The organism is Agarivorans sp. MS3-6, from assembly GCF_054112545.1.
The window spans coordinates 2,904,149-2,922,891 of record NZ_CM134202.1; the positions used below are offsets into that span (position 1 = coordinate 2,904,149).

Annotated in this window: 16 protein-coding genes; 7 read left to right on the forward strand and 9 right to left on the reverse strand. The window is 43.1% G+C overall.

The window, feature by feature from the left end; genetic code table 11:
- The first annotated feature begins 173 nt into the window (after positions 1-173).
- On the forward strand, positions 174-2,261 hold the full coding sequence (locus ACVFI8_RS13355) for a methyl-accepting chemotaxis protein (RefSeq protein ID WP_457871605.1): 2,088 nt from the start codon (positions 174-176) through the stop codon (positions 2,259-2,261).
- 75 nt (positions 2,262-2,336) lie between these two features.
- Here the strand turns inward: ACVFI8_RS13355 and ACVFI8_RS13360 are convergent, their stop codons facing one another.
- Entirely contained in the window at positions 2,337-3,284 is a 948-nt protein-coding gene (locus ACVFI8_RS13360) for a HupE/UreJ family protein (protein WP_457871606.1), read from the reverse strand.
- A gap of 268 nt (positions 3,285-3,552) precedes the next feature.
- Positions 3,553-6,204 (reverse strand): CBM35 domain-containing protein, encoded by a 2,652-nt coding sequence (locus tag ACVFI8_RS13365; RefSeq protein ID WP_457871607.1) that lies wholly within the window; start codon positions 6,202-6,204, stop codon positions 3,553-3,555.
- Positions 6,205-6,475: 271 nt separating this feature from the next.
- On the opposite strand from ACVFI8_RS13365, the gene ACVFI8_RS13370 reads away from it, so the two are divergent.
- Complete coding sequence (locus ACVFI8_RS13370) at positions 6,476-7,654, forward strand: glycosyl hydrolase (protein ID WP_457871608.1); 1,179 nt, start codon at positions 6,476-6,478, stop codon at positions 7,652-7,654.
- A gap of 75 nt (positions 7,655-7,729) precedes the next feature.
- On the opposite strand, the gene ACVFI8_RS13375 is transcribed toward ACVFI8_RS13370, so the two are convergent.
- Positions 7,730-8,518, reverse strand: coding sequence for a substrate-binding periplasmic protein (locus ACVFI8_RS13375; protein WP_457871609.1), 789 nt, complete (start codon positions 8,516-8,518; stop codon positions 7,730-7,732).
- An 839-nt stretch (positions 8,519-9,357) separates the two neighbouring features.
- Here ACVFI8_RS13375 and ACVFI8_RS13380 point away from each other — a divergent pair.
- Positions 9,358-9,849 (forward strand): putative pterin-binding protein, encoded by a 492-nt coding sequence (locus ACVFI8_RS13380; RefSeq protein WP_248713014.1) that lies wholly within the window; start codon positions 9,358-9,360, stop codon positions 9,847-9,849.
- Positions 9,846-11,771 carry a putative bifunctional diguanylate cyclase/phosphodiesterase gene (locus ACVFI8_RS13385; protein ID WP_248713013.1) on the forward strand — a complete coding sequence of 642 codons (1,926 nt, stop codon included), beginning with the start codon at positions 9,846-9,848 and terminating at the stop codon, positions 11,769-11,771. Before ACVFI8_RS13380 ends, ACVFI8_RS13385 begins: the two co-directional genes overlap by 4 nt.
- Here the strand turns inward: ACVFI8_RS13385 and ACVFI8_RS13390 are convergent.
- Both ACVFI8_RS13390 and epmB read right to left on the reverse strand, forming a co-directional pair.
- Positions 11,761-12,075, reverse strand: a complete 315-nt coding sequence (locus ACVFI8_RS13390; RefSeq protein ID WP_248713012.1) for a hypothetical protein — start codon at positions 12,073-12,075, stop codon at positions 11,761-11,763. The genes ACVFI8_RS13385 and ACVFI8_RS13390 overlap by 11 nt on opposite strands.
- Positions 12,076-12,161: 86 nt before the next feature.
- A complete protein-coding gene (gene epmB, locus ACVFI8_RS13395; RefSeq protein WP_248713011.1) occupies positions 12,162-13,184 on the reverse strand; it encodes an EF-P beta-lysylation protein EpmB in 1,023 nt (340 codons plus the stop codon).
- A gap of 34 nt (positions 13,185-13,218) precedes the next feature.
- Here epmB and efp point away from each other — a divergent pair, with 34 nt between their 5' ends.
- A complete protein-coding gene (gene efp / locus ACVFI8_RS13400) occupies positions 13,219-13,785 on the forward strand; it encodes an elongation factor P (RefSeq protein ID WP_248713010.1) in 567 nt (188 codons plus the stop codon).
- A 226-nt stretch (positions 13,786-14,011) separates the two neighbouring features.
- On the forward strand, positions 14,012-14,230 hold the full coding sequence (locus ACVFI8_RS13405) for a hypothetical protein (protein WP_248713009.1): 219 nt from the start codon (positions 14,012-14,014) through the stop codon (positions 14,228-14,230).
- A 32-nt stretch (positions 14,231-14,262) separates the two neighbouring features.
- Here the strand turns inward: ACVFI8_RS13405 and frdD are convergent, their stop codons facing one another.
- Genes frdD through frdA form a run of 4 tightly spaced genes read right to left on the reverse strand, consistent with a single transcriptional unit; the run spans position 14,263 to position 17,547 of the window.
- Positions 14,263-14,616, reverse strand: a complete 354-nt coding sequence (frdD, locus tag ACVFI8_RS13410; RefSeq protein ID WP_248713008.1) for a fumarate reductase subunit FrdD — start codon at positions 14,614-14,616, stop codon at positions 14,263-14,265.
- Positions 14,617-14,625: 9 nt separating this feature from the next.
- Positions 14,626-15,015 carry a fumarate reductase subunit C gene (locus ACVFI8_RS13415; RefSeq protein ID WP_248713007.1) on the reverse strand — a complete coding sequence of 130 codons (390 nt, stop codon included), beginning with the start codon at positions 15,013-15,015 and terminating at the stop codon, positions 14,626-14,628.
- 2 nt (positions 15,016-15,017) lie between these two features.
- Positions 15,018-15,752, reverse strand: coding sequence for a succinate dehydrogenase/fumarate reductase iron-sulfur subunit (locus tag ACVFI8_RS13420; protein ID WP_248713006.1), 735 nt, complete (start codon positions 15,750-15,752; stop codon positions 15,018-15,020).
- A 1-nt stretch (position 15,753) separates the two neighbouring features.
- Positions 15,754-17,547 carry a fumarate reductase (quinol) flavoprotein subunit gene (gene frdA, locus ACVFI8_RS13425; protein ID WP_248713005.1) on the reverse strand — a complete coding sequence of 598 codons (1,794 nt, stop codon included), beginning with the start codon at positions 17,545-17,547 and terminating at the stop codon, positions 15,754-15,756.
- A 196-nt stretch (positions 17,548-17,743) separates the two neighbouring features.
- Between frdA and epmA the strand changes: the two genes are divergently transcribed.
- On the forward strand, positions 17,744-18,718 hold the full coding sequence (gene epmA / locus ACVFI8_RS13430; protein ID WP_248713004.1) for an elongation factor P--(R)-beta-lysine ligase: 975 nt from the start codon (positions 17,744-17,746) through the stop codon (positions 18,716-18,718).
- Positions 18,719-18,743 lie beyond the last annotated feature (25 nt).

Genomic DNA, 18,743 nt, shown 5'->3' on the forward strand with positions numbered 1-18,743 from the left:
ATGTCTAAAGCTATAGCGGCAACTCCAATGAAGTTGTCGCTTTCCAATTTTTTGATGCAGCATGCATAATTTAAATACTTTTGTGATCTTAAGGTTAATTTGTCGTAACGTTATCATTGCTTCTCTTTGAGAAGATTAATAGAAGCATGTTGTAGATAACTAAGGATGGATTCATGAATATTCTTCAAACTATGCGTATAAGCAGGCGGATTTTCATATTGGTTTTGATGCCACTGATTATCATCTTGTTTTTTGCTAGCGGACAAGTAGATAGGGCACTAAGCCAACAAAAGGCAATGCATGAGCTAAGTTTGGTTATTCAATATATCCAGCGATTATCCCCGCTTCTTGCTGCGCTAGATAAAGAGCAAAATTCAGTAGCTGCATTTTTAGGTGGAGATGAAAAACAGGCTAGCAAGCGAATAAGCTTACGCTCTGTAATGAATAAAGATCGCGCCGATTCTAAGCAGAAAGGCCAGCAGTTATTAGACTTTCTGTCCCAACACGAGTTTACACTTTCGCATTCTGGCTCGTGGAGCAATGAGGATTTAGCTTTTATCCGTAAGAAGATAAAGCAGCTTGATTTAATTAGACTTGTTGCTGATGAAAAACAAGTAAGCTCAGACAAGTATAAAAGCCAGTTTGACGGTCAAACTATATGGACTGGGGTAGATATACAGCGCACTAGAATGGCTTTGTTACATACTATTAGCAAAGTGGTTGAGGTAGCGATGAGAGACCACGATTTGGGCTTGATTGCTAACGCCTACTATTACTTGCTGCTTGCTTCTAGTGCAAACAATGAACTACATGAAAATATTAGCTCAGCGTTATCGAGTCAAATGGGTGGCTATACTTTTGGCCAAATGATGCTGTATCGTGAAAAGGAAAGTAGCTTTAGGGAAATGTATGTTCGTTATGCCAGTAGCGAATCGATAGCGGTATACCAAAATGTTTTCTTAGATTCTGGATTATTAGGATCAGTAACCAATGCTTATTGGGATGTATTTGATTCATATAAATTTATAGACAAATCTGTCCTAACTTTACGCCCTGAGCTACAACGCCGTTGGCCGAGCCTATCTCAACAAACTGCCCAAGCCTATCAACGCGTTGAAGACGGATTGTTAGCAATTTTATCTGCTACAAAAGATCTTAAAGTTAGTGAAGCACAACACCTTCTTCGCATGTCAATATTTTGGGTCGCAGCGGCTATCGTTATTACTTTAGTGTTTTCGTATCTTGTAGCTAACAGTGTTACTAAACCGATTGACTCATTGGTGCGAAGCTTTACCCAATTAGCTAAAACTAGAGACATGAGTTTTAGATTGACAGCCAAAGGGAGAAATGAAATTACCGCTCTGGGAGAGGCCTTTAATCAATTAATTGAAAGCTTTAATGAAGCCTTAGTTGGAGTACGGCAACAATCTAAAACCATGGGTGAAACTACCGAACAAGTGGCTGGTGCGATGCAGTTGTCTCTAAACTTATCCGCTCGCCAGCAAGAGTCTACAGACAGTATTTCAGTAGCAACCAACGAAATGACGGCAACTATTCAAGAAGTGTCAAATATGGCGCAACAAACTTCTACTGCAGTGCAAACAGCACACGCCGTCTCTTTAGACAGTGCACGCTGTGTTGATTCTAGCCGAGAGCTAATGGTTAAATTAACCGAAGAGCTGGGTGACACTAGTCAGCAAGTAGAAAACTTAAATTCAGAAGCGGCACAAATTGGTAATATTCTTAATGTTATTCGAGATATTTCCGAGCAGACTAATTTGCTGGCTCTAAATGCTGCTATCGAAGCTGCAAGAGCTGGTGAAAAGGGGCGGGGCTTCGCGGTGGTTGCTGATGAGGTGAGAAACTTAGCTACTCGAACTCAGGATTCAACTAAACAAATTCAACAGCAAATTGAATCATTGTTTGTCGGCGCCTCTGCCGCCACTGAAAAAATGAAACGATTGAAGGAAGAAGGTAGCAATGCCGCTGAACTCGTGTTGCAGAGCTCGGAATCTTTTGAGCAATTAAAGCAAGAGTTAGACAGTGTTTTAGATATGGCCACTTATATTGCAACTGCTACCGAGGAGCAAACACTTGTTTCTAACGACATTAATAAACGTACCGTTGAAATGAGAGATGATTCTAGCGACTTAGCTTCTCAAGCGTCTAAAACAATGCAAATGACAGAGCTGCTTAAGAAAGACGGTAATACCTTGCAAGGCTATGTTGACCGTTTTCAAGTGGCTGAGTCGTCGACCTAGCTCAAGCAATTAAAGTGATTGCGAGTATAAATTTTCCCTTTTAGGATAAATCTATACTCGCGCACTGTTTTGTTGCTAAAACAGTGGATTGAAATCTATTCCCGATGCTCTCTCTGCCAACCAAATAAGGGCGACAATAACTACTAATGAACTACCCCCTCTGAGGATAAACGTTTGGTAGAACTTGTATTCGCGACAGTAAAAAAGTAACGGGAGTAACACAGCAACAATAATTAACTGACCAACTTCCACACCAACATTAAAGGCGATTAAAGCAACATAGGTCGCTGCTTTTGGTAAAGATAATTCTAACAAGACATTGGCGAAGCCAAAGCCATGGATCAAACCAAAAATAAAGGTGATTAGTGTTAACTGTTTATTTACTCTTGGGAATAAGCAATTTAATGCCACAACAATTACTGACAACGCAATAATTGATTCGGTGATGCGAGCAGGAGGAAGGCTAACCCAGCCTAAAACAGCACTGATTAAAGTGATGCTATGGGCAACCGTAAATGCGGTAACAATTTTGAGTGTCTCAAAGGTGACCTCTTTAAATGATTCTTTGGCATGCCACTGTTTGTTAGAGATAAACAGTACAGCGGGTAAGATCAAACACACCAAAAACAGTATATGATCAAGGCCTATCCAAATATGCCAAATACCTTCAAGCAAAAACTCTTTAATGGTTTGGATAATGCTGATTTTCTCTAGAGATATACTTTGCTCGCGTTGGTCGCTAAAGAAGCGAACTTGGGTCATGGCATCGCCTTGGGTAAGATGCATAGAGCCACTGTGATCTTCATCATCTTCAAAAAGCAGGTTGTAGCTTGCAGAGATACTTTGCTCTATTGTTGGGCACTGATGTTCGAGCAGAAATCGTAGATAATTACCGCTGCCATGAATCACAAACTTGTGGTTACTGATAGTGTAGTCACAACTTTTTCCATCGAAACGAACGCTTAAATTGTTACTGATGTACTGGCTAATAGCATTTGCAGGGTAGTTGCGCTCTTCCTCCACACTAAGCTTTCCATCTGAATTTACGTCTAAGTTGAAGCGCTTGTTTAGCTCACCAGTTGTGAGATCAAATTGTAATTCCGTGTGCCCTTTTTCATCTAAAGTTACGACTAAGTGACCGCCTTCCCCTAAGTTGTGAGCATATGAAGTTATGCTTGTTGTAATAAGCAGAAAAAAAACTAAATAGATACTTTTCATGTTGTACGTCTCATAGCAACAAAGCGAAACACCATGGGTGTTTCGCTAATAGTTAGTTGTAAGTGATTGCTTGTTATTCGGCCACAGAGCGCCATTTGTCTAGGTTAGGTAGATAGACCTTTTGGTGTAGGGCTTGTTGTTGGCTATCGGAATAGTCTGGGTAGCGTAAATCACCAACCTCATCGATGGCTAAATCCTTCATCGTTTCGTAAGTCCATTCAACTTCCCCATCATCATTGCTCGTTGCACGAATGATTAGATGGCCTATATCAAAACTCATCAGCATCTCTTTGTAGCGGCTGCCATGACGTCTGAGAAAGTTCACCGCTTCCATGGCGTCTTGAGTGAAGGCGCCTCGCGCGTAGACCACTTCACTCGCCGGAACGAAAATTAGTGATGGGTCGACATTTTTTACGTACTCCGGATTGATAGATCCGTGCCAATGGTGGTTCCCATACAATATCTGCCCGGTAATGGCACCTAGCCCATATTCACGCATAATGCGGTCTTGGTTATGGGCATAAATGTCACCTTGGAACTGCACAGTAAAGTCTTGGTAATTCATGCTAAATGCTAAGGAGTTGGCATTTAAATCACAGGAGTTAACAGCGATGGCATCTTCTGAACAAGAGTCACCAAACGTATTGAGCATTTTTACATTAGTACCTTCAAATTCAAACTCTCGTCCACTGGAAAAAAAGTTTCTATCACCGCCGTCTTCTTCGTGCATCGAACGTTGCACCATTACATTTGGAAAGGCGTTTACAAAAGCTTCGTGTCCGTCGGAGATAAACCCATCATAAACTTGGCGTCGATAAGTTCCGGCAATATGGTCTCCGTGAGGGTGAGTTAACCATAGGTAGTCTGGCTCAATGTTGTTGGCTTTAAGGAATGGAATTACTCTATCAAGGTTCACCCACCATTGGCCTAAATCTACAATCAGCGTTTTACCGCTGGGCATTAAAAATGCCGCAGCATTACCGTGGCTCGAGTCAAAAAAGATCACAACAAAGTCGTTGTTAACAGGTTCTTGCTTACTCACTATTGCCAGTTGTGTTTTTTGAATGTCTCCATTAGAAAGCTGCCAAGATATTTCATAATCTCCAGGAGCTAAGTTCGCTAACTGTTGGCTACTTAAGTGCGCAAAGAAACCGCCATAAATGACGCTAGTGAATCGGCCTTCAATGTCATCCTTGTACTCTTCTACTTCATATTGCAGTTCAGCATCTTGTACCTCAGAGTTTTCAGATAACCCACTAATGGTCACTTGGGTGAGTTGATTACCATAGGGGTCTACTTTGATTGATAATTGCTTTGGCTTGTCTAGGTAGAAGCTTTGTTGCTTAGGTCCAATTTTGGCGGCCATGGCAACTGGCTCTCGTGATACGTCAAAGTAGTCAAAGTCTTGGTAGCCCCAACTTTTGATGATTTCAATTTTGTTGCTGCCTTCTTTAAACTCCATGGGGAAATTGGCTGTTTCCCAATAGGTTCGACTGGAGCGAAAACCTGCGCCAGGTAAAGCAAACTCATCATTCACTTTTATATCCTGTGCTTTATCGCTACTGCCGGTTCGATAGCGGAAACTTACGTTATACAAACCTGCTTGGGCTACGTTTACATAGAACAGTAAGTTACCGCTATTTTCCATGCTGACATACTTACCACCACTGGCTGCATCATCAAGGGTATCCCAGTCTGAGTCTCCATAACTGCGAACTTTCATTAGTTCGCCAAGGGTTACATCTTCGGCTTCATAGCGATCACCTGCTGGGCCAGTTAGATTTTCATCCTCAATGACTTTGATTTCAAAGGTTGTCGGCTCCATGTAGTCAAAGTTGACCTGTGCTTGATACGAGCCGGGTTCAAGTTGGGAAAGGCCATCTGCACTGATTGTTAGTTGGTTGCACTCATCATTTAGCGTATAGCTCGCGGGTTCTCCACCTATAGATACACCGACTAACTTGTTGGTATTTAGTTTTAACTCTGCAGAAATGGGGTTCATTTCTTTGGTATAGTGCACGCCTTGTGTGAGTGCATATTGAGAAGCAAATCTTATAGGGCTGCTGCTCACTTCCAATTGGTCAAAAATGGTATATCCCCATGACAGGCGAATCTCCATGGAGTAGTTCCCGGCCTCCAATTCAGGACGCATTATGAACTCGTGCCATTGTGGGTCAGCATGCTCTAAGAACTCATAGCCCCATTGGGAGAATGCAGCATTTTCGTGCTGATCGTCTTGCAGGTTGGTATGGTCCAATTGCCCGTCTTTATACAAGAATATGTGTTGTTTTTTGTATCCTGGCTGAGTGTTTGCGTGGATTTTAAACTCATACACACCGTCTTCGGGAATGCTTATGTTATGCAGGTATAGCTTTCCAGAATTACCATTCATGTATACATATTGACCATTGCTAGCAGGGTCTAAGCTTAACTCTCCGTCACCGTCATTTTGTAAAGTTGGAGCATTTCCAATAACGGCTCCTTTTTCTAAACTCTCATCAAAGGCCGCTTCAAACTCATAATTGTCATAGCTCTCTACCTGCCAGTCTGTATCTACTACCGATTCGGCCATTAAAGGTAGGCAGCTAACAGGGATAATGTTATCTACGGGGGTGTCATGAGTATTCGCATTATTGTTATCAGACGAGAAACATCCAGCTAGAGCGCCACTCATAAAAGTGGCTATTAGCAATGTTGCAATTTTAGGGGGCTTACACTTGTTCATTTATCCTTCAACTCCAAAAGTGTATTAGTGATTTAAATCGATTTTTGTTCATAGTGAACACTAAATCGTAACGTTTTCAATTTTATTACAGGAATATGATGGTGATGACTTTTCGAGTACTTGATGATTTGGCATCTTGATAACTATTGATTGTTATTTCGGGGATTATAAAGAGAGGTGTATCTATGTTTCAGTAAGTTTCTATAGAATAACCAGTGTCGTAACGATGCGATTTATGGGGTTTTTATTTTGAATTTTACAAGAGGTATGTATGAAGTTATCTCCGTTTATTGCGGCACTTACAATAGCTTTAGTCTCGACGGGCTGCGTTAGCTCTGGCAATGATAGAATCGAAGAGAGCAATAAAGCTTTTCAGTTAAGTAATCCAGATTCCTCGCTAACAACCCAAAAGCTATACAGAAAGTTAGTAAGCCTAGAAGATAAAACTGAGAACAAACTACTTAGTGGGTTGTTTGGCGGATATAGTGACATTGAAAGAACCGATTACGGCCGCTATAACGGAGAAGGTGAGTTTGTTCAGGATGAACAAGGCCAAAAAGTAGATGATAATGAAATGGTGCGAATTGAAAAAGTAACTGGTAAACGCCCCGTCATTTATGCCTGTGATTTTGGTCTGGGATGGAACGCCTATGAGAAAGCAGGTGATGCTATTTATACCGGCTGTGCTGAAGATTTAATACTTAAAGCCAAGCAAGGCCATGTAGTACAAATTAGTAACCACTTAATTAGCCCAATCAATACTTTTTCAGATAACTTTAAAACCGCAGTTAGTAACCAAGAATATGCCCGTATTTTTGAAACCGGAAGTGTGGAGCGCGCACGTTGGTTAGACATAATGGATGAAGTTGCCATCGGATTAGAGAAGTTTAAGCAAGCCGACGTGCCAGTTATCTTCAGGCCCTTGCACGAAATGAACGGCGATTGGTTTTGGTGGGGAGCTGATAACGCAGAGGGCGGCACCGCCGAGCGGCAGGCACTGTTTGTTAAGCTATATCAAGACATGCACAAGTACTTAAGTGAAGATAAGGGCTTAAACAATCTAATCTGGGTTTATTCACCAGACCGGGGGCGACCTTCATTAGTAGAGTATTACCCTGATGATGCTTACGTAGATATTGTTGGCTTAGATGCATACTTTAATGGGCAAGCAGATATTGATGATCTAAAAGCTGACTATAGGGTGATGACCGACACATTTAACAAACCTTATGCATTAACCGAAACCGGGCCCCGTTCAAATTGGAATCCAAATGGACGATGGCTACCTAAAACGCCATTTGATTACCATCACCTAATCAAAGACATTGAAAAGGATATGCCAAAAACAGCCTTTTTTATTACCTGGAACACGGGCTTTGGCCCTTCTTGGAACCTGAACGCAAAAGAGGCCTTTAATCACCCTTGGGTGGCTACCTTAGGCGAGTTTTAAGTTTAAGCATCCCTCAAAAAGGCTGAGTTAGGTAGCCTTTTTGAGGGAGTGTAATTCGATTAAAGCTATGGACTTCTAATCTTGATAAGCTTTATTTAGGTAGTACTCTTCAAGCTGTTTTATCTCACCGCTATCTTTCATCTCTTGGAGCTTACGATTAACTTGAGGTAGGTATTTTACAAAGGGGGAATGTTTTGAAAAAGCCATGTAGACTTTTTCTGTTTTAACCGGTGCAAAACTTAAAGAAAACTGATCCTTATAGCCCAATTTAGCAAGCTGAATCTTGGCATTGAACTCAGAAGCAATAACATAGTCGATTCTTCCTGCTAGCAGCTTTCCTATGTTCTGCTCAAAGTATTTTACTTTGTCGATGTCCAGTTTATTCGCTATAAAGCTATCTAATTCGACTCCCCAACTATCTCCTATGATGCTGCCTCCAGTTAGCCCGATAAGTTCGTTTAAGGTAATCAGTGGAAGTTGGTTTTCTTTGTTGGTAATAATAACAATGCGATCTTCAGAGTAGTATGGGTCGCAATAGACTAAATGGTCAGCCCTCTCTTCGGTGAAGTAAATGCTATTGATTAAGTCTATAGAGCCTTGATAAGCGCCAGATACCGCTCTCTTCCATGGGAGAAGCACCGGTTCTGTAGTAATGCCTAGTTCATCAAAAATCAATTCAACTAGTTTGGGACCCACTCCAATTAAGTTGCCTTCTTCGTTCGCCCAGCTAATTGGAGCTTCAGTCGGGTGGGAAGAGTATTTGAGGCGCTTTTGTGCATGGGTATCGGTGGAAAGACCGATTAACAAAACAGCTGCGAGTAAAAGTAATTTCATCTTCAAATGAGTATTTATAAGCTTTGCCAACCTGCATACTGTTAGTATCAGTTAAATAACATATAGCAATGAATAGCTCGATAAGCAAAGCTAGGACCTCTGCGGCGTTAGCAATGTTTCACGTTAGAGTTTTAGGGGGGCTAGAGTCGTCAATAGGCTCGTGTTAGCACCTTTTGTGCATCCAAGGTTTTGCAACAGTTCTCGTTTTCAGCTTAACGGAGATTTCTTGAATGCTCTTAAACTAATCATTTGGTTGGTAAGAGTTTTGTTTTGCATCGTTGAATTAGCGTGTCCGCTATTGAAATTACCTGTGGGTTTTAGCGTCAGTTCGCTTTAGTCCAAAACCAACTGTGTGAACACTACAATTACAAATAACATGCTAAGCAGGCAAAAATTATGGACTAGATACCGCTTTTTGTAAGCGCAGTGATGTAAAAATAGGATGTATTTAAACTGTTGTGGGGTATAAGTTGGGGTATCTAAAATGCATATTGAATAAATTTACAAGTTTATCAGATGCTTATGTTGTGATGGGCGGCATGATGTAATCATCGCTCCAGCTATTCATAGAAACTCTTAAGGTTTCTTAAAGCCGGTAAAGCTTTGCTTTACCGGCTTTTTTATTTAAGTCGAACAGTCATTGTGGCTTAAGTGTGCGCGCCATAGCTTTATTCTCGAGGGGGTAAAGCCTTAGCTGAGTTGTCATCTCATTCTTGGCTCCCTAGGCGGCGCTAATCTTGAAGCCGGGGGATCTTCTACCGTACTTCGTATAACGGCTGTTCTTTTCTATTGACCAATGATCACTCATACTGAATGATAGTGTTAGTGACTGATTTTAATTGGCATTTAGCCGATAGGGAGAACCTGTTATGCGATTTTTGTTGGTAAGTAGTTTGTTTTTTTGTACTTACTTCGCTCAAGCGGAACTAGCAAAGCCACATGATGAACCCATTTTAACAGTCGCAGGGGTGATTCAAAACAGCAACAATAATGGCGTGGCAGACTTCGACTTGAAAATGTTGCAGAGCCTTCCTCAGCACACTATCGTCACTCGAAACCCTTGGGTTGAAAGCCGTCATCATTATAAAGGCCCCAAAGTCGCAGATATATTAGAGTTGGTTGGTGCGCAATCTACCGAATTAGTATTAGTGGCCTTGAACAACTATGAAGTAGAAATAGAGTTTGCCGATATTGCCGAGTATCAGCCTATCTTGGCTTGGTCTGATAACGATAGATTGATGCGAGTGAGAGACAAAGGACCATTGTGGCTGATGCTACCCATTGACCAGCACCCTGAGTTGCTTCAGATGCCCTATAATGATTTTATGATATGGCAACTACGCAGTATAGTGGTTAAATGATACGTTTCTCTTTAAATAGCTTACTTAAACTGCCGGCAAAATATAAAAAAGGCTTACTGTCATTAGTGGTGTCGCTGTTTATTGTCAGCGCGGTCATCTGCGTGTATCAGCTGCGGCATATTATTCAAATCTTAGAATCCCCCAAATCAACCACCTCGTGGTCGGTGGTGCAATTGCAAATGGAGCATCGGCGTTTTATTAACGAGCTACAGCTTTATCGCTTAGACGGTACTACGCTATCTCAGTTAATGCTGCGTTATGATATTTTGTGGAGCCGTTTTCCGGTTTTATTAGAAGGCCAAGAAACCGCCGGTTTTCAATCAATTCCTAGTGCTATTCAGTTGGTACGGGAGTTGTTTAAAGAAATCCAAAGAATAGAACCGTTATTGCAAGCGCTGCCGCCTGGTCACGAGAAATTTGAACAAATAGTCGATCGTCTTGAGTTTTACTCCTCTCCCATTAACAGCTTGGTAAATAAAGAGTTTCAGCGTAATAGCGAGTTTGATCTGAAAACAGACATCAAGTTACTGCAACTACAGCTTATTTTATCGTTTTCAATTGGCGCTTTGCTGATTTGTGGCTCTATCCTGATTGTGTTGATTGTTCGTGAAAACCACCGAAATAGATATTTAGCTAACCATGATGTGCTTACTGGTTTACCTAATCGGGCAGGCTTACGCGAATTTATCGCGAGCCTCAATCAAGACAAACGCGATTATGCAATCATGGTGCTCGATCTTAATGGTTTTAAGGGGATTAACGACAGTTATGGCCATGAATACGGCGACCAAATTCTAAATCTGGTTGGGCAAAGATTAGATGGGCAAATGCGCCACTGTGATTTTGCGGTACGTTTAGGCGGTGATGAATTTGCGATAGTGCAAACCCGTGTTCGCTCCATAGAGGATTGTTCTGGTTTTGCTCAACGATTGATTAATGTGATTGAAAAACCGATGTCTTTGGAAGGGCGAGAGTGTTTTGTTGGCACTAGCATAGGTATCAGCACCGCTTTAGATAGTGACGATGATTGGCTAACTATTCTAGGGCAGGCCGATACGGCAATGTATCAAGCCAAACATGAGGTGAGGGGCAGTTCGTGGCAGTTCTTTGAGGGAGAGATGCAGTTAGCAAAAGAGCGCGAACAACAACTACTGAGCCAGTTCCGCGAAGCTCTCGAGCAGCAACAGTTATGTTTGTTTTATCAACCCATTGTAGACCTATCCACAGAAAAAGTGGTGGGCGCTGAAGCACAGGTTCGTTGGCAGCACCCTACTTTTGGTTGGGTAGAGCAGGCGGAATTGGTGGATATCGCGCATGCGTGTGGTTGTGTCGTTATTTTAGAATCTTGGGTATTAAAGGTCGCAACCCAGCAGTTGAAACGTTGGCATCATGGGGTAAGCCCACATTTACAACTCGCGGTGTCTATTTCCTCAACGACCTTACATGGCGAACTACTGGTTTTAGTCAATAAAGTGTTAATAGAGAGCCGAATATTACCGCATCGTTTGATCATTAATATTATTGATAGTGATAAACACATGTTATTGAGTTGTGTAGACGCAATTCGTGAATTACGGCGTATCGGGGTGAGCCTATGCTTAGATAATTTTGGCAGTGCAGAGTGTCCGCTTGAGTTGCTGAATCACCTGCCAGTACAATATTTGCGAGGAGCTAAGTCTTTAATGGCTGATTTACTCACCTCTCCAGATAAGCAACCAATGCTAACCGCTACGGTGATGTTTGCTAATCGCTTGGGGGTTAAATTGATTGTGCCAGGTATTGATAACGAGCAACACTTAGCTCAGCTAAAAGCGATTACTAAAGATGTGTATGTGTTGGGTTCGGCCTTTGCTTCATGGGCGCCAGCCGAAGAGTTTTCACCGTATCTACGAAATTTGTCGCTAAAAGATCCTAGCGAATAAAGGGCTTAAATTCGGCCAGTAATTTGTGAATTTGCTCTAGCTTAGCCACCATTATTTTTAACTGCGTGACAAAGTGTTCGTCGTCTTGGCACTCTTGTAGGAGCACCAAGTCACTGGCTAGTTCTTCCACGTAAGGTAGAAACTGTCGGTGTTGTTGCTTAAACAAGTCACCTTTGAATAGCCCGTTAAATTTGGCGCTGCCCTGTTCTTGAAGTTGTTTGAGCACCGCGTCAGCATCGATAGCTTTGTGGTAAATATCTTTAAGGTTTATTTGAATCTGCTCTACGAGCTTAATTTTATCCATGGGCACAATCACTACTTTTTTGTTTAGTATACGTTAGCTGCAAATGCTTTACAGTTTTAGCCAGCAGACTAAGCTAATCACTTAGTTTAGCTCAAACCAATATCTATCGGGGTTTTACTGGATTTTCCCGCTTGCTCTCGAGATAAGCGAGGCACCAAATAGCCTGGCAGTAGTTTATACAGTTGACGCATTATCGCTACTGCCTTTTCTTCTGAACTATCAAAATGCGCCGCGCCTGCGACTTTATCTAACAGAAATAAATAGTAGGGCATGATGTGGCTAGCAAACAATTGCTCACTGAGTTTGGCCAAGGTATCAGCATTATCATTGATACCTTTTAGCAGTACCGCTTGATTTAACAAGCTAATGCCTGCTTTATGCAGCCGTGCATAGGCTAAACGCAATTCATCATTTATCTCATTAGGGTGGTTAATATGGCTAACCATCACACATTGCAAGCGCGTATCTTGCAGTAAGCTAACCAGTTCATCAGTAATTCGGTTGGGTATCACTACGGGTAAGCGACTGTGAATTCGCAAACGGCGTAAGTGAGGTATTTGTTCTAGTTGGCCTACCAGCCAGGCGAGTTGCTGATCATTGGCCATAAGTGGATCACCACCACTAAAAATTACTTCATTAATGTTCTTGTCTTGGCGAATGTAATCGAGGGCTTGCTGCCACCCTGCTTTATTGGGGCTGTTGTCTTGATAAGGGAAGTGGCGCCTAAAGCAGTAACGACAATTCACTGCGCAACCACCTCTAACAATAAACAGCACTCGACTTTGGTATTTATGTAGTAACCCTGGGACAGCCGATTGATGCTCACCTAAAGGATCTTCGGTAAAGCCTGGACTGGCTATAAACTCTTCAGCTAAAGGTAACACTTGCAGTAATAATGGGTCTTTAGGGTTACCTTTCTCAATCCTGTTCACAAAACTCATGGGGACTCGCATTGGGAACAATTTGCGTGCTTCAATGTCTTGTTGATGGTTTTCAGGGGCTAATTGTAAGCGTTTTAGCAAATCTTTGGGATTTGTGATGGCGTTTGCCAGCTCTTTTTGCCAATTACCCTGCACAGCGAGGCCGTTTCGCGGTATTATTCGCACCATTGAAATTGAAATTACCTTGTAAGTAGAGGAACAAATGGCGTCATATAATACCAGTGAATTCAAAGGCGGGCTAAAAATAATGCTCGACGGCGAGCCTTATGCAATTATCGAGAACGAATTTGTTAAACCTGGCAAAGGCCAAGCCTTCAGCCGAGTAAAAATGCGTCGTTTATTGACCGGCAAAGTGTTAGAGAAAACCTTTAAGTCTGGCGATACAGTCGAAGCTGCTGACGTCATGGATCTTGAGTTAGCCTTCTTATACAGTGACGGCGAGTTTTGGCATTTCATGAACAATGACACCTTTGAGCAAATCGCTGCAGATGAAAAAGCGGTAGGCGATAGTGCCAAATGGTTAGTTGAGCAAGATTCGTGTGTGATCACCACGTGGAATGAGAACCCGATTTTAGTGACTCCGCCAAACTTTGTAGAGTTGGAAGTGACAGAAACCGATCCAGGTTTAAAAGGTGATACCGCCGGAACCGGCGGCAAACCAGCGACCTTAAGCACGGGTGCGGTAGTGCGTGTGCCTTTGTTTATTCAGATTGGTGAAGTGGTAAAAGTAGATACACGCAGCGCTGAATACGTAGGCCGCGTGAAATAGCCACTATTTTTCTCGAAAAAAAAGGAACCTATGGTTCCTTTTTTTATTTCTTTTATAGCGTGTTTACTGGTTGATTCAACCAATAACGCAGCACAAGATTATCTTTGTTAGTTGAATAAAATATTGTAATAACAGTCTTTGATTTAAATCAAATTTGTATTTTGCGCATTCTCTGTTTGTCTGCAATGCTTAATCCATGGCTTATTAATGATAGGAAGGTTACCTAATGGATATTGTCTTAGATTCAGCCGTTGAGCATATAAACAAGCGCTACTCGAACAGAATTAGTTTTGCCAAAGGCGGCGGAGATTACCCAACAGGGGTCTTTGAGCAATTGGCTTGCAAAGAAGCTGAGTTAGACATGCTTAAGCAGCGTGAGCAGCAATTAGAGCTAGATATTGCAGCCTTAAAGAATAGATGCCAAAGAGATTTAAAAATGGGCTAAGTATTTAGCCCATTTGCTTACTTGTTACTTGATTACAGTAGACCTAATAGCAACAAAGTTGCGCATGCCACTGAGCCAGCAAAAGCCACGCCATAAAACAGCGTTTTTACTAGGTTGCCCGCATGAATGCCAAAGTCATGCAGGGTGTGGTACAAGCGGTGCATACACAGCCATAGCGGTAGGCTAACAATTATCCAAATTACTGCCGCACCAATCCAAGATTGTGAAAATCCTAGTAAGCGTTCGTAAGAGAATTGTTCCGCTGGAATAATTCCTAGTGGCACCATTAAACCGGTAATTAAAATAGCAATTGGAGTCAATAGGGCGGCGACCATGCCACCGGCTCCAAACATTCCCCAAAATACTGGTTCGTTTGAACGTTTCATTTTCGTCTCCTAAATTAATACCAATATTAAGCCGATTAAGCTAATCCCGGCCAAACTGGCGTATAAGCCACTCACAATCCAGCTATCAGGAACGCGCTTTTGGCCAAGCCAAAGGTTGGCGGCTTTTGGTGCAAGACTAAACCAAGTGATGCTGTGATACAGCGTCCATACAAAGGTGATGAGATGAAATACCAGCCAAGCTGGTTGAGTCATCGCTGCTAACCAACCGCTAAAGGCCTCAGCACCTTGGCTTAAACGAAATAAACCAAACAGCAATACAAAGCTGTATATGGCTATTACCAAACTTGAACCTTCACGAATGATGTATTTGGTGTGAAAGGTGTTTTTTAACCACCATGTGGCACCCATTTCACGTTGATAAGGTTTACGTTTTGTCATGACTACTCTCCTGGCTTGAACATGGCAATCACATAGTCTTTTGCACTATCAACTTTACCCAGTTGAATGGCTGCGGCTGGATCAACATCTTTCGGACAAACCACCGAGCAGTAACCTACAAAGGTACAACCCCACGCGCCTTCTTCAGCGTTGACAATTTTCATACGCTCCGCTTTACCTGCATCACGGGTATCTTGGTTATATCGATGCAGAAGTGCCAAGGCTGCAGGGCCGGTAAAGGACTTATCCAAACCGTATTGTGGGCAAGCTGCGTAACATAGGCCACAGTTGATACACATTGAGAACTGGCGATACTGCGCCATTTCTTTTGGTGATTGGCTATGACAGCCGTCTTCTAAGGCTCGTGGTTGGTCGTTAATTATGTAGGGCTTCACTGACTCCAACTTCTTGATGAAGTCGCTCATATCAACCACTAAGTCTCGTTCAATTGGGAAGTTGGCGAGGGCTTCGATTTTCATTCCTTTAGGGTAGTCTCGTAGGAATGCTTTACAGCCTAGCTTTGGAACCCCATTGATCATCATTCCGCAGCTACCACAAATTGCCATTCGACATGACCAGCGGTAGCTTAAGGTGGGGTCTAGTTCATCTTTAATGTAGGCTAAGGCTTCTAGTACCGACATTTCGCGGGTATAGGGAACATCATAGCTTTGCCAAACAGGCTCTTTATCGGTTTCAGGTCGATACCGAAGAATTTCTATTTTCATCACTTCAGCCATTTTATTGTGCCTCCGCTTTTTTGTTAGCTGCTTCTTGGGCATCGGCCGCTGCGCCATAGACACGCTCAGCGGGTTGAGACTTGGTGATTTTCACATCGCTATAGCTAATTTCCGGCGCCATGTCTGGACGATATATAGCGAGGGTGTGTTTTAAGTAATTGACATCATCACGTTGCTCAAAGCCGTCAATGCGTTGGTGAGAACCGCGGCTTTCTTTACGGTTAATCGCTGATACCGCCATAGATTCCGCAACATCTAATAAATAACCCAGCTCAACCGCATATAACCATTCAGTATTAAACACTTCGCTGTCATCAACTAACTTGATGTTTTTGTAGCGCTGTTTCAGCTCTGCAATTTTGTCGATGGTTTGCTGCATGGTTTCTTCGGTGCGGTAGATACCTACCCCTGATTCCATAGCGCGTCCAAGTTCATTGCGAATATCAGCTGGTTTTTCTTCACCTTGAGTATTTTTTAAGGCTTGGTATTTAGCCAGTGTTTGCTCAGCTTGAGCAAGCAATGACGCACTGTCACTATGCTCGCTTACCAAGGCATTACGTGCTGCTGATTCACCTGCTACTTGGCCAAATACGGTGATTTCGGTGAGTGAATTAGAGCCTAAGCGGTTGGCGCCATGTAAACCTACTGAAGAACACTCGCCTGCTGCATATAAGCCCTTTAAGGACGTAGCGCAGCGGCCATTGGTTTCAATTCCACCCATGGTGTAGTGAACGGTAGGTCTTACAGGGATAGGTTCTTTGACTGGGTCAACGCCCATGTAAGCTTTGGCCAACTCACAAATAAATGGTAAACGTTCATGAAGGTACTCTTCACCCAGATGAGTGAGGTCGAGGTTAACGTAGTCACCGTTTGGCCCTTCAATGGTTCGGCCTAATTGAGCTTCTTGCCAAAAACACTGGCTTAAGCGATCGCGAGGACCTAGCTCCATGTACTTGTTTTTAGGTTCGCCAACTGGGGTTTCTGGACCCAAGCCGTAATCTTGCAAGTAACGGTAGCCGTCTTTATTGGTGAGAATCCCGCCTTCGCCACGACAACCTTCGGTCATTAAAATGCCTGAACCGGGTAAACCCGTTGGGTGATATTGGACAAACTCCATATCACGTAGCGCCACACCATGGCGGTAAGCCAGAGCCATGCCATCGCCAGTAACAATACCGCCGTTGGTATTGAAACGATACACGCGGCCTGCACCACCGGTGGCAATAATCACGGATTTTGCCTGGATAAGTTTGGCAACGCCTTCAGCGATGTCTAAGGCAATAACTCCTTTGACTTCGCCGTTTTCAACAATTAAATCTAGAACGAAGTGTTCGTCGTAGCGCTTAATGCTGGGGTATTTCATCGATGTTTGGAACAGCGTGTGGAGAATATGGAAGCCACTTTTATCTGCAGCAAACCAAGTGCGCTCTATCTTCATTCCACCAAAGCGTCGCACATTAACAGTGCCATCGGGACGGCGTGACCAAGGGCAACCCCAATGTTCTAGTTGAGTAAGCTCTTTAGGGGCTCGTTCAACAAAGAAGTCGACGACATCTTGTTCACATAACCAGTCGCCACCAGACACGGTGTCGTTAAAGTGGTTGTCGAAACTATCGTGATCCTGTGCAACACCAGCGGCACCACCTTCTGCGGCAACGGTGTGGCTACGCATTGGGTACACTTTTGAAATTAAAGCTATTTCTAACTCGGGGTGTTGCTCAGCAACTTCGATCGCAGCACGTAAACCTGCGCCCCCTGCGCCAACAATGGCAACATCAGTTTTGATTACTTCCACGCTTTTCTCCATACGAAATAAGCCTACTTTGATTGTGCGGGTATTCAGTTTTTGAAGCTTGACTAAAATCAAAAATTAGCGCTACTTTGTGAAGCACATCGAGATAATTTGCCTTTTGCGATATAACTCCCGCTTTTGTTACAAAAGTGGTATAAATCTCGGCGAGAAAAATAACCCTTTGCAGGAATTAATTTGCATGTCTGAAACACTATGGCAACCCTCTGCAAGCATTGAGTTGCTTAGGCTACGCGCTTCAATTGTCACACAAATACGCGGTTTTTTTAGCCAGCGAAATGTGCTGGAAGTCGATACGCCGGCGTTGAGCCAAGCGTGTGTGAGTGATGTGCACCTGCATAGCTTTTCTACCACTTTGACGGGGCCGGCGGCGCCACACTCAATGAGTCTATATTTGCAGACTTCGCCAGAATTTCACATGAAGCGTTTATTAGCTGCGGGTAGTGGTTGTATTTACCAGATCGCTAAGGCCTTTCGTAATGAAGAGTCTGGCCGTTTTCATAATCCCGAATTTACCATGCTAGAGTGGTATCGCTTGGGGTTTAACCATTTTGATTTAATGGATGAAATGGAGCAGTTAATTGATTTGGTGCTGGGTTGTGGGCCAGCGGAACGTATTAGTTATATTGATGCATTTCAACAATATATCGGTATTGATCCACTCCGTTCAAGTCATGCCCAGATGGTGGCCGCAGCGGATACCTTTGGGGTGGCTGATTTAGTGCGCAATGAACGTAATCGGGATACCATTTTGCAGTTGTTATTTGGCTTGGGCGTTGAGCCAAAGATTGGCCAGCAACAGCCTTGCTTTGTTTATCATTTTCCCGCTTCTCAAGCTGCTTTGGCAAAGATTTCTACTGAGGACCCGCAAGTCGCCGAGCGATTTGAGTTGTATTATCACGGTATGGAGTTAGCCAATGGTTTTCATGAGTTAACGGACGCCAATGAACAAGCAGAGCGCTTTGCTAAAGATCAGCGTTATCGTGAACGTCACGGTCTTACCGCGGCTTCAGTGGACCAGCATTTGTTAGCGGCGTTAGCGGCAGGTTTGCCGGATTGCGCTGGCGTCGCTTTGGGAATTGACCGTTTATTAATGCTGGCGTTAAAACAAAACCATATCCAAAAAGTGCAAAGTTTTAGCATTGAGCGGGCATAAACCATGGAGCCCCAAGGGGCTCCAT